Origin of the sequence: Acidimangrovimonas sediminis, assembly GCF_002871005.1 — a bacterium.
Classification (GTDB): domain Bacteria; phylum Pseudomonadota; class Alphaproteobacteria; order Rhodobacterales; family Rhodobacteraceae; genus Acidimangrovimonas; species Acidimangrovimonas sediminis.
This window is the reverse complement of sequence record NZ_PHSN01000006.1, coordinates 39,203-48,550: the sequence shown is the minus strand read 5'-3', so window position 1 is coordinate 48,550 and position 9,348 is coordinate 39,203. Positions and strand designations below refer to the sequence as shown.

General features: G+C 67.1%; 12 protein-coding genes. All 12 read left to right on the top strand.

The annotated features are described in order from the left end of the window. Window positions 1–14: 14 nt before the first annotated feature. Window positions 15–155: a HupE/UreJ family protein gene (locus CVV76_RS06655; RefSeq protein WP_102223858.1), complete on the top strand. Its 141-nt coding sequence runs from the start codon at window positions 15–17 to the stop codon at window positions 153–155. 4 nt (window positions 156–159) lie between these two features. Continuing rightward, window positions 160–927, top strand: a complete 768-nt coding sequence (gene cybH / locus CVV76_RS06650; protein ID WP_102223857.1) for a Ni/Fe-hydrogenase, b-type cytochrome subunit — start codon at window positions 160–162, stop codon at window positions 925–927. Between the two features lie 312 nt (window positions 928–1,239). Continuing rightward, window positions 1,240–1,866, top strand: coding sequence for a HyaD/HybD family hydrogenase maturation endopeptidase (locus CVV76_RS06645; RefSeq protein ID WP_102223856.1), 627 nt, complete (start codon window positions 1,240–1,242; stop codon window positions 1,864–1,866). Continuing rightward, window positions 1,866–2,177: a HypC/HybG/HupF family hydrogenase formation chaperone gene (locus CVV76_RS06640; RefSeq protein ID WP_102223855.1), complete on the top strand. Its 312-nt coding sequence runs from the start codon at window positions 1,866–1,868 to the stop codon at window positions 2,175–2,177. Before CVV76_RS06645 ends, CVV76_RS06640 begins: the two co-directional genes overlap by 1 nt. Window positions 2,178–2,186: 9 nt before the next feature. Further along, window positions 2,187–2,627, top strand: coding sequence for a thioredoxin domain-containing protein (locus tag CVV76_RS06635; protein ID WP_102223854.1), 441 nt, complete (start codon window positions 2,187–2,189; stop codon window positions 2,625–2,627). Window positions 2,628–2,630: 3 nt separating this feature from the next. Beyond that, window positions 2,631–3,458 (top strand): hydrogenase expression/formation protein, encoded by an 828-nt coding sequence (locus CVV76_RS06630; protein ID WP_102223853.1) that lies wholly within the window; start codon window positions 2,631–2,633, stop codon window positions 3,456–3,458. Between the two features lie 8 nt (window positions 3,459–3,466). Then, window positions 3,467–4,327 (top strand): [NiFe]-hydrogenase assembly chaperone HybE, encoded by an 861-nt coding sequence (locus CVV76_RS06625; protein ID WP_102223852.1) that lies wholly within the window; start codon window positions 3,467–3,469, stop codon window positions 4,325–4,327. A 131-nt stretch (window positions 4,328–4,458) separates the two neighbouring features. Then, window positions 4,459–5,343, top strand: a complete 885-nt coding sequence (hypB, locus tag CVV76_RS06620; RefSeq protein ID WP_199178517.1) for a hydrogenase nickel incorporation protein HypB — start codon at window positions 4,459–4,461, stop codon at window positions 5,341–5,343. Then, the gene (locus tag CVV76_RS06615; RefSeq protein ID WP_102223851.1) at window positions 5,343–6,812 is read left to right on the top strand and encodes a sigma-54-dependent transcriptional regulator; all 1,470 of its coding nucleotides are present in this window, start codon (window positions 5,343–5,345) and stop codon (window positions 6,810–6,812) included. Before hypB ends, CVV76_RS06615 begins: the two co-directional genes overlap by 1 nt. Window position 6,813: 1 nt before the next feature. Next, window positions 6,814–7,119, top strand: a complete 306-nt coding sequence (gene hypC, locus CVV76_RS06610) for a HypC/HybG/HupF family hydrogenase formation chaperone (RefSeq protein WP_102223850.1) — start codon at window positions 6,814–6,816, stop codon at window positions 7,117–7,119. Next, window positions 7,116–8,255: a hydrogenase formation protein HypD gene (hypD, locus tag CVV76_RS06605; protein ID WP_102223849.1), complete on the top strand. Its 1,140-nt coding sequence runs from the start codon at window positions 7,116–7,118 to the stop codon at window positions 8,253–8,255. The genes hypC and hypD overlap by 4 nt, the downstream gene beginning before the upstream one ends. Before the next feature lie 63 nt (window positions 8,256–8,318). Then, window positions 8,319–9,341, top strand: coding sequence for a hydrogenase expression/formation protein HypE (gene hypE / locus CVV76_RS06600; protein ID WP_102223848.1), 1,023 nt, complete (start codon window positions 8,319–8,321; stop codon window positions 9,339–9,341). The last annotated feature ends 7 nt before the right edge of the window (window positions 9,342–9,348 follow it).

Below are 9,348 nucleotides of genomic sequence, written 5' to 3'. Positions count from 1 at the left end.
GGAGGGAGGACCCGATGAAGACACCTGCATATTTCGCATTGTTCGTAACGATTGCGGCGCCCGCGAAGGCGCATTCGGGGCCTGGTCCGGCCCCGGGCTTCGGGGCCGGCGTGGGTCATCCGCTGACCGGCCCCGATCACCCGTCGGGGCGCTAGGGCCATGAGGGATGCGACCTATACCCCCGGCCCCACGGAAGATGAGCCCGACAAGGCCAAGCTGACCGGCGATATCACCGAGAGCGATTTCAAGCACGTCAGCCGCAACACCTCGGTCTATGTCTACGAGGCGCCGGTGCGTCTCTGGCACTGGACCAACGCGGCGATGATCCTGATCCTGATCGTGACGGGCTATTTCATCGGCTCGCCGCCGCCCACCATGCAGATCGGCGAAGCGTATCAGCAGTTCGTCTTCGGCTACATCCGCTTCGCCCATTTCGCCGCAGCGATGGTGCTGACGGTGGGCTTCTTCGGCCGGATCTACTGGGCTTTCGCCGGCAACCACCACGCCCGCCAGATGTTCTACATCCCCTTCCTCCAGAGCGCCTTCTGGGAGGAACTGTTATACGAATTCCGCTGGTACCTGTTCCTTGAGAAGAAGCCGCGCAAATACGTGGGACACAACCCGCTGGCACAGCTTGCGATGTTCTTCTTCATGACGGTGGGGCTGACCTTCATGCTGGTCACGGGCTGGGCGCTCTATGCTCAGGGTGCGGGCGAAGGCTCGATCCCCGACGATCTGTTCGGCTGGCTGCTCGCATGGGTTGGCAACAGCCAGATCCTGCACACGCTGCATCACCTCGGCATGTGGGCGATCATCATCTTCATGATCATTCATATCTACGCCGCGATCCGAGAGGACATCATGTCCCGGCAATCCATGGTCTCGACCATGATCTCGGGCCACAGGACCTTCCGCGACGACGATTGATCCATCCTCTGGGGGGCTGTCATCGGGCGGGCGCGATCAGGGTCGCGCCCGTCTTCTTTTTCGCGGGCACTGCCTGGTGGAGGGTGGTGGTGGTCGTCAGGTTTTCATTTGCGTTGACTTTCGGTCGGATTCTTTCCGCGTCGATCCCGTCGATATAACTCAGATCTCCTGGAAATATCATTGTTTTCATTATGTTGAGTAACATCTTTTGCGGAAGTCGATTTTCCTGAATGTCCCCCGCTGCAAACCCTATTGTCGCTTTCAAAACGCCGGTGAGAGCGTCGCGACCACTGGTTTCAAGGGAGGAGTCGAATGCCAGATCCGCGCCCCGAACGGGTTCTCGTGCTTGGAATCGGCAACGTGCTGTGGGCCGACGAAGGTTTTGGCGTGCGCTGTGTCGAAGCACTGGCCGAACGCTGGGCGCTGCCCGCGAATGTGCGGCTGCTCGACGGTGGCACGCAGGGGCTCTACCTGCTGCCGTTCCTTGAGGAGGCGGACGCACTGATCGTCTTCGACGCCGTCGATTTCGGATTGGCGCCCGGCGCGCTCCTGACGCTGCGCGACGGCGATGTGCCGCAGTTTCTGGGCGCCAAGAAGATGAGCCTGCACCAGACCGGATTCCAGGACGTTCTCGCCACCGCCGCGCTCATGGGCTACTGCCCCGAACGCCTTACCCTGATCGGCTGCCAGCCGGTGGAGCTGGAGGATTACGGCGGCGGACTGCGGCCCCTGGTGGCCGAGCGGATCGCCCCGGCGATCGACACTGCGCTTGCCGAACTTGCCCGTTGGGGCATCGAGGCCCTTCCCGGCGCGACCCATTGCGAAGGCAGTGCCGACCCGTCGCTTTCGCGCGCCGCATACGAGGAGGGGCGACCGTCGGATGCCGAGGCCTGCCGCTCGGGCGATCCGCGCTACTTTCCGGATGCGGAGCAGGTCTGATGTGCATGGGCATTCCCGCACAGCTGTCTTCCGTCGATGGCATCCGCGGCGAGGCGGCGGATGGCGCGCTCGTCGACCTCTCGCTCACGCCGGAGGCCCGCCCCGGCGACTGGGTGCTGGTCTTCCTCGGCGCCGCGCGCGAGGTGCTCGACCCCGGCGAGGCGGCGAAGATCCTGGCCGCGCTGCGGGGGCTGCAGGCGCTGTTGGCGGGGGGCGACCCCGGCGACGCCTTCGCCGATCTCGAGGCGCGCAGCCCCGGCCTTCCCCCCCATCTTCAGGCCGCACTCGATGCTGGCCGGACCCAGGCCTGAAAGGACACCATGCACGATCACGCGCCCCCCTCGCCCGACGCCGCGCCCGCCGCCTCGATCAGCACGGCCCCCGCGCAGACCCACCCCCTCGTTGCCCGGCTGGGCGCCGAACTGGGCTATGAAACACTCTCTGATTTTACCGAGATCGAGGCATTCACCGGGCGCGAGGGCTTTCACTGCCTCTTCATCCCGGGCGATGCGCGGCGCAACCTAGAAACCCCGGATGCGGCGGTGATCCTGCCCGAGCTGCGGATGACCTTCCAGAACGCCTTCGACTGCGCGGTGGTGGCCGATGCGATCGAGGCGGAGCTGCGCCAGAAGACCCGCGCGCTGAAGACCCCGGCCTTCCTGTTCTGGCGCCAGGGCACCTACCTCGGCGCGATCGAGAAGGTCCGCGACTGGCAGGATTACATCGCACGCACCAGCCACATTCTGGGCCAGGAGGGCTAGGCCATGGTTTCCAATTTCCATCTGCCGCCGGTTGGCTTCGGCCCGGGGTCGCAGCCCGAAGAGGGCGAGACGCTTGACTACATGAAGCTGCCCGAGGGCATGCGCACCTACAGTGCCCATATGCCTGATGTCGGCGATGCCGGCGCGGTCGCCCCGGCGCTGGCGCTGATCGCCGAGGTCTCGGCGGCGGCGGCGCAGGCGGCCTCCGGCAGTGGCGCGGTGTTCGACCTGAACGGCATGGACAAGGCCAGCCGCGACCTGATCGCCGAGACGATGGGACAGGGCGAGGTGTCGATCCGCATCCGCGGCATCCCGGCGCTGAGCGTGCAGGAATCGGTCTTTGCCGGCGTCTGGTCGGTCGCGGGTGCCGGGATCGACGGGATCGAGGTCGCCCCCATCCCCGAAGCCGCGATTTCCCGTGCATTCGAGCCGTATCGTGCCGCCAGGGGCCCGTCGCATCCGCGCCAGCCCGGGGTTGTGAACGCACAGGCGATCCTGGCCGAGCTGGCCGACAAGTCCGCCGCTTACGCCGGTGGCGCGCCGCATGTGATCAACCTGACGCTACTGCCCCATACGCCGGAAGACCTGATGTGGTTGGATGCGGCCCTTGGCGAGGGCTCGGTCACGATCCTGTCGCGCGGCTATGGCAATTGCCGGATCACGGCGACCGCGCTTCCCCATGTCTGGCGCGTGCAGTTCTTCAATTCGATGGACACGCTGATCCTGGACACGTTCGAGGTGACCCGGATCCCCGAGGTGGCGCTGGCCGCCCCCGAGGACCTGACCGATTCCGCCGAGCGGATGCTCGAGGTGCTGGAGGCGATCCGATGACTGGGCCGATGACTGTTCAGGCAACCGGGCCGACCTCTGGCCAGACGGGATTCGAAGGGTCCTACCTCGGGGCGAACGATCGGATCTCGGATCGGGCGGTGATGGAGTGCAAGATCTGCTGGACACCCTACGACCCGGCAGAGGGGGACGATTACCGCCAGGTCCTGCCCGGTACGCCGTTTTCCGCGTTGCCCGACGACTGGCATTGCCCCGGCTGCGACGCGCCCAAGAACCAGTTCATGGTGCTGTCCGACCCAGGCGCGGCCGAGATGCTTCGTTCGCGGCAGATCGAGGAGCGCGTCGACCTGCTGGTGGCCGACTTTCGCGAGATCTGGAATGCCCGGATGCGCGACGTGCCGCTGGTGAACAAGGCGCTGCGGGTGGAGGCGGTTGGCTTTGTCGCGCATGAGGGCCGGCCCCTGGGCGTGCTGATCAGCCCGTGGTTCATGAACCTCGTGATGCTGCCGGCAGAGGGCGAAGACTGGTCGGGCCTCGTTCCCGGCACGCATGAAGAGATCGCCTTTCCCTCGGGCCGCTACGAATTCATCCACAACCGGCGCGACATGGGCGGCGGCTACAAGGCCTGTTCGCTGTTCTCGCCGATGGGCGATTTCCAGACCCAGCTTCAGGCGGTGGATGTCGCGCGCGCGATCATGGTGGAACTGTTCCGCGCAGAGAACCGCGCCGAAACCGACCGCTCCGCCGAGATCCGGGCGGTGCGCGAGGCGGAATTGGCCGTTGCAGAGACGGAAGACGTGATGAGTGACCCCTCGACGACGGTGTCGCGGCGCAAGCTGATCTCGGGCGGGTTCGCCTCGGAGGGCCACCCGGACGAGAACCACCCGGACGAGGGCGCGCAGGCGCTCTGAGCGCGGCGCGGGGTCGACGTGGATCTCGACGCGGAATTTGATTGCGCTCAAGGTGCCGGGGGCGCCGATTGGGTAGACTCGAGTTTCGCCAGCTGGCGAAACCGACGAAACAGGACAGGGGAGGTGCAGCGATGTGCACGGTATGCGGATGCGGCGGCCATAGCGTCGAGGACCAGTTCAAGGCCCATCTGGAAAGCAACGGCAAGCCAATGGCGGCGCCGCTTGCGGTTCTGGCGGGGGGGCCGACGGCCAAGGCATCCGGCGATCACGCTCCCGCGCATCACGGCCCCGCCTGCACCCATGGCGATTTCCATCTGGGCCAGGGCCCCGCGGGGACCGAAGTGCCCGGGATGAGCCAGGCCCGGCTGATCGAGATCGAGACCGACATCCTGGCGAAGAACGACGGCTACGCCGCCCGCAACCGTGCCGCGCTGACGGCGGCGCAGGTGTTCACGACGAACCTCGTCTCCTCTCCCGGGTCGGGTAAGACCACGCTTCTGTGCCGCACGATCGAGATGCTGGGCGACGCGCCGCTCGCGGTGATCGAGGGCGACCAGCAGACCACGAACGATGCCGACCGCATCCGCGCCACCGGCGCGCAGGCGGTGCAGGTGAATACCGGCAAGGGTTGCCACCTCGACGGGGCGATGGTGGAAAAGGCTCTGACACGTCTGGATCTGGCCCGCGGCGCGTTGCTCTTCATCGAGAATGTCGGCAACCTCGTCTGCCCTGCCGGGTTCGACCTGGGGGAGGACGCCAAGGTCGCGATCCTGTCGGTCACCGAGGGCGAGGACAAGCCGCTGAAGTACCCCGACATGTTCACCGCCGCTCGCATCGCGCTCTTGAACAAGGTCGACCTTGCCCCCCATTGCGACGTCGACCTCGACCTCTACGAGGCCAACCTGCGCCGGGTGAACCCCGAGATCGAGGTGATCCGCGTCTCTGCCCGCACCGGCGAGGGGATGGAGGCCTGGGTCGCCTGGCTGAAACGCGGCCTCGCCGCCAAGGCAGTCTGATGGCCGCCTCGATCCCCGTCATCCTGCTGATCGATGACGAGCCGCATTCGCTTTCCGCGATGAAGATGGCGCTGGAGGATGAGTTCGAGATCCTGACCGCCGGCAGCGCCGAGGCCGCGCTCGAGGCGCTGGAGGAAAACTGGGTGCAGGCGATCTTCTGCGACCAGCGGATGCCCGGACGCTCGGGTGTCGACCTGCTTACCGAAGTGCGCGAGCGCTGGCCCGAGACGGTACGGCTGATCGTCACGGGTTATACCGACAGCCAGTCGATGATGGCGGCGATCAACGAGGCCGGCATCCACCAGTTCCTGACCAAGCCGTGGCACCCCGAGCAACTTCTGGCCGCCGCGCGCAATGCCACCCAGATGTTCGCGCTGGCCCGCGAAAACGAGCGTCTGTCGCTGGAGATGCGCTTTCTCAACGCGACAAGCCAGTCGCGGGTGGAAAAGCGGCGGCAGGCCCTGCGCGAGGGTATGGGGTTCGAGGCGATCCTGCGCAGCCCGACCTCGGCCATGAACGACGTCGTCCGCGCCGCGCGTCACTACGCCAGCTTCGACGTGCCCGTCCTGCTGACGGGCGATGCCGGCGTCGGAAAGCAACAGCTGGCCCGCGCGATGCATTACGGCTCGCTCCGCTCCGACAAGCCGTTCTATGAGGTGAACCTGGCCGGTCTCTCGGACGAGCTGGCGATGATCGAACTTTTCGGCGCGAAACGCGGGGTGCTGCCCGGGGGCGTTGCGCGGATCGGTCTGGCGCAGAAGGCCGATCGCGGCACGCTCTATCTTGCCGGGATCGAGGCGGCCAGCCCGGGCCTGCAATTGCAGATTCTGCGGCTGGTGCGCGAGGGAAGCTTTACCCCCGTCGGCGGGCAGGAGACGATGACGACAACGCTGCGGCTGATCGCCGGGGCGGCCTCGGATGTGAGGATCCTGGTGGGCGAGGGTCGATTCCGCGCGGATCTCTACTATGCGCTGGCGGTCGGCGAGATCGCGGTGCCGCCGCTCCGGGCCCGACGCGGCGACGTGGCGATGCTGGCGCAATCCCTGCTTGCCGAGGTTGCCGCGACCCATGGCAAACCGGTGCGCGGCTTCTCGGCCGCGGCGCTGGAATTCCTCGAGAATTACGACTGGCCGGGCAACCTGCGCGAGCTGTCGAACGAGGTGACGCGGATGCTGATCTTCGGCGAGGAGACGACGCTGGGGGCGGAGCTGATCTCGCGCCCGATCCTGCAGGCGCCGCCGGGCGACGAGGGGGCGGACCGCACCGCCGAAGACGCGATGGCCGGCACCGGCGCGCTGAAGGAGCGGGTGGAGCTGTTCGAGATGCGGATCCTGCGCGAGACGCTGACCCGCCACCGCTGGAACAAGAGCCGCGCGGCGGCCGAGCTGGGCCTGTCCCGCGTCGGCCTGCGCGCCAAGCTGGATCGCTACGGGGTCACCCACCCCGCCGCGCAGGAAGAGGAGAGCTGAGATGTGCCTGGGCATTCCCGGCCAGATCGTCGAGATCACCAATCCCGAGGCCATGATGGCGATGGCCGAGGTCTCGGGCGTGCGGCGCGAGGTCAACGTTGCCTGCATCGCCGACGGGCCATTGCAGGGCCTGATCGGGGAATGGGCGCTGATCCACGTCGGCTTTGCCATGAGCCGGATCGACGAGGCGGAGGCCGCCGCCACGCTGGAGGCCCTGCGCGATCTGGGCGAGGCGCAGGAGGCGCTGGAACAGATGGCGGAAGGGGACAGGGCGCTGGTGGGTTTGCGGAAGGAGACGCAGGTATGAAGTACGCCACCGAGTTCCGCGACCCGAAGGCCGCGAAATCCCTTCTGGCCGCGATCGCAACCACGGCCGACCGCATCGGCGCCACCCGCGAGAAGCCGGTCCACATCATGGAGATCTGCGGCGGCCATACCCATGCGATCTTTCGCTACGGCCTGGACAAGCTGGTGCACGAGGGGGTGGAATTCATCCACGGCCCCGGCTGCCCCGTCTGCGTGCTGCCCATGGCGCGGGTGGACGAATGCATCGAGATCGCCGAGCGGCCCGAGGTGATCTTCACCACTTTCGGCGACGCGATGCGGGTGCCGGGAAGCCGCGGCTCGCTGATGCAGGCCAAGGCGCGCGGCGCCGATATCCGCATGGTCTATTCGCCGCTCGACGCACTGGAACTGGCCCGTCGCAACCCCGACCGCCAGGTGGTGTTCTTCGGCCTGGGGTTCGAGACGACGACTCCCTCGACCGCGCTGTCGATCCAGCAGGCGGCGCGCGAGGGGATGACGAACTTCTCCGTTTTCTGCAACCACATCACGGTGCCCGAGCCGATCAGGGTGCTGCTCGACGATCCGCACATGATGCTGGACGGGTTCATCGGGCCGGGGCATGTGTCGATGGTTATCGGCACGCACCCCTACGATTTCATCGCGCAGGATTACGGAAAGCCGATCGTGGTGGCGGGATTCGAGCCTCTGGACCTGTTGCAATCGGTTCTGATGGTGTTGACCCAGATCGCCGAGGGGCGCGCCGAGGTGGAAAACCAGTATGCCCGCGTGGTGCCGGAGCATGGCAATCCGGTCAGCCTTGCCGCCATCGCGGATGTCTATGAACGCAGGCCGTCCTTCGAATGGCGCGGGCTGGGAGAGATCGACGCCTCGGGTTTGCGGATTCGAAACAAGTACAAGGCTTTCGATGCTGAGGAGAAGTTTGGCGTGGGCTATGCTGCCGCCCGCCCGCGCCATGTGCCGGAGCCTGAGGGCCTGGCCTGTGGGGCGGTGATGACGGGGCGGATGAAGCCCACGCAATGCCCGCAATTCGGCCGGGGCTGCACGCCCGAGACGCCGCTGGGGGCGCTGATGGTATCTTCCGAGGGGGCCTGCGCGGCGTATTGGCAATACGGCGGTGCCCGCGCGGCGGCCGAGTGACCGAGGCGGCGCCGGGGGCCAGCCCCCGGACCCCCGGAGTATTTCTGCAAGAAAGAAGACAAGATGGCGCTGAGGGATGACCGGGTGACGCTGGCGCATGGCGGCGGCGGCAAGGCGATGCGGGATCTGATCGAGGAGGTCTTCACCGGCGTCTTCGATCCGCCGGGGATGGAGGATCAGGCGCGTCTGACCTCGGCCGCGCTGGCCGAACCGGGGGCGCAGTTGGCGTTTACCACCGATTCCTTCGTGGTGACGCCGGTGGAGTTTCCGGGCGGCGATATCGGTAAGATCGCGATCTGTGGCACGGTCAACGACCTTGCCGTGGGGGGGGCGAAGCCGCTCTGGCTTTCGGCGGCGTTCATCATCGAGGAAGGCTGCGACGTGGCCTTGCTCCGGCGCATCGTCGCCTCGATGGCGCGGGAGGCCGAGGCGGCCGGGGTCAGCATCGTCACCGGCGATACCAAGGTCGTGGGCCGGGGTGCCTGCGACACGGTTTTCGTCACCACCTCGGGTGTGGGGGTGATCCCGCCCGGGCGCTCGTTGGCGGCGACGCAGGTGCGGCCCGGGGATGTGGCGATCGTCAACGGCGTGCTGGGCGATCACGGCGCGGCGATTCTGGCGGCGCGGGGGGATCTGGCGCTTTCGACCGCGCTGGAAAGCGATTGCCAAGGCCTTGGCCACCTGATGGAGGCCGTGATCGCCGCGGCGCCGGGGTGTCGGGCCGCGCGGGACGCGACGCGGGGGGGCCTCGCCTCGGCTCTGAACGAGATCGCCGAAGCCGCCGGCGTGGGTATCGAGATCGACGAAGAGACCCTGCCGCTGCGCGAGGAGGTGCGCGGGATGTGCGAGATCCTCGGCCTCGACCCACTCTACCTTGCGAATGAGGGGACGTTGGTCACCTTCGTTCCCGCCGATCAGGCCGAGGCCGCGCTGGCCGCGATGCGCACGACCGATGCCGGTCGCGGGGCGGTCGCGATCGGCCGCGCGGTCGAGGGTCACCCGGGCCGCGTCACCATGCGCACGCTTTTCGGTGGCAGCCGGATCGTCGACATGCTGGTCGGCGAACAGCTGCCCCGGATCTGCTGAAAAAGGC

What these genes read in the sequence shown, in the direction of transcription:
- CVV76_RS06625 (WP_102223852.1), top strand. Translation starts at nt 3,467, where the DNA reads ATGACTGTTCAGGCAACCGGGCCGACCTCTGGCCAGACGGGATTCGAA.
- hypB (WP_199178517.1), top strand. Translation starts at nt 4,459, where the DNA reads ATGTGCACGGTATGCGGATGCGGCGGCCATAGCGTCGAGGACCAGTTC.
- CVV76_RS06630 (WP_102223853.1), top strand. Translation starts at nt 2,631, where the DNA reads ATGGTTTCCAATTTCCATCTGCCGCCGGTTGGCTTCGGCCCGGGGTCG.
- cybH (WP_102223857.1), top strand. Translation starts at nt 160, where the DNA reads ATGAGGGATGCGACCTATACCCCCGGCCCCACGGAAGATGAGCCCGAC.
- CVV76_RS06655 (WP_102223858.1), top strand. Translation starts at nt 15, where the DNA reads ATGAAGACACCTGCATATTTCGCATTGTTCGTAACGATTGCGGCGCCC.
- CVV76_RS06635 (WP_102223854.1), top strand. Translation starts at nt 2,187, where the DNA reads ATGCACGATCACGCGCCCCCCTCGCCCGACGCCGCGCCCGCCGCCTCG.
- CVV76_RS06615 (WP_102223851.1), top strand. Translation starts at nt 5,343, where the DNA reads ATGGCCGCCTCGATCCCCGTCATCCTGCTGATCGATGACGAGCCGCAT.
- CVV76_RS06645 (WP_102223856.1), top strand. Translation starts at nt 1,240, where the DNA reads ATGCCAGATCCGCGCCCCGAACGGGTTCTCGTGCTTGGAATCGGCAAC.
- hypD (WP_102223849.1), top strand. Translation starts at nt 7,116, where the DNA reads ATGAAGTACGCCACCGAGTTCCGCGACCCGAAGGCCGCGAAATCCCTT.
- CVV76_RS06640 (WP_102223855.1), top strand. Translation starts at nt 1,866, where the DNA reads ATGTGCATGGGCATTCCCGCACAGCTGTCTTCCGTCGATGGCATCCGC.
- hypE (WP_102223848.1), top strand. Translation starts at nt 8,319, where the DNA reads ATGGCGCTGAGGGATGACCGGGTGACGCTGGCGCATGGCGGCGGCGGC.
- hypC (WP_102223850.1), top strand. Translation starts at nt 6,814, where the DNA reads ATGTGCCTGGGCATTCCCGGCCAGATCGTCGAGATCACCAATCCCGAG.